Source organism: Mycobacterium sp. 852002-51971_SCH5477799-a (assembly GCF_001667145.1).
Lineage (GTDB): Bacteria > Actinomycetota > Actinomycetes > Mycobacteriales > Mycobacteriaceae > Mycobacterium.
In genome coordinates this window covers 1-567 of the sequence record NZ_LZIF01000009.1, presented here as the reverse complement: position 1 = coordinate 567, position 567 = coordinate 1, and the positions used below count along the sequence as shown (strand labels likewise).

The 567-nt window shown below is 68.4% G+C and carries 1 protein-coding gene; it reads left to right on the top strand.

Annotated elements, in window-relative coordinates:
* Positions 1 to 567: AMP-binding protein (locus A5753_RS00660; protein ID WP_156655844.1), on the top strand; the 567-nt coding region annotated here is incomplete at both ends.

Sequence of the window (567 nt, the reverse complement as noted above, 5' to 3'; positions counted from 1 at the left end):
CCGAACACACCACTACCGCCCCCCACCCCCGACGACATCGCCTACCTGATCTACACCTCCGGCACCACCGGAACCCCCAAAGGCACCACCATCACCCACCGAAACCTGGCCCACCTGGCGGAGTCCTCGCTTCCCCAGCTGCCGACGACACAGGTGTGGACGCAGTGCCATTCGTATGCCTTTGACTACTCGGTGTGGGAGATCTGGGGCGCGCTGCTGCACGGTGGGCGGCTGGTCGTGGTGCCCGAAGACGTCACCCGCTCCCCGCAGGAATTCCAGGCTCTGTTGGTCGCCGAACAGGTGACGGTGTTGACCCAGACGCCGTCCGCGGTGGGGATGTTGTCCCCGCAGGAGCTGGAGTCGACGGCGTTGGTGATCGCTGGTGAGGCGTGCCCGGCGGAGGTGGTGGATCTGTGGGCGCCGGGGCGGGTGATGGTCAACGGCTACGGGCCGACGGAGACCACGGTGTATGTCACGCTCAGCGCCCCGTTGCGGGCGGGGTCGGGGGCCCCGCCGATCGGTGCGCCGGTGGGTGGGGCGGCGTTGTTCGTGCTCGATGGGTGGTTG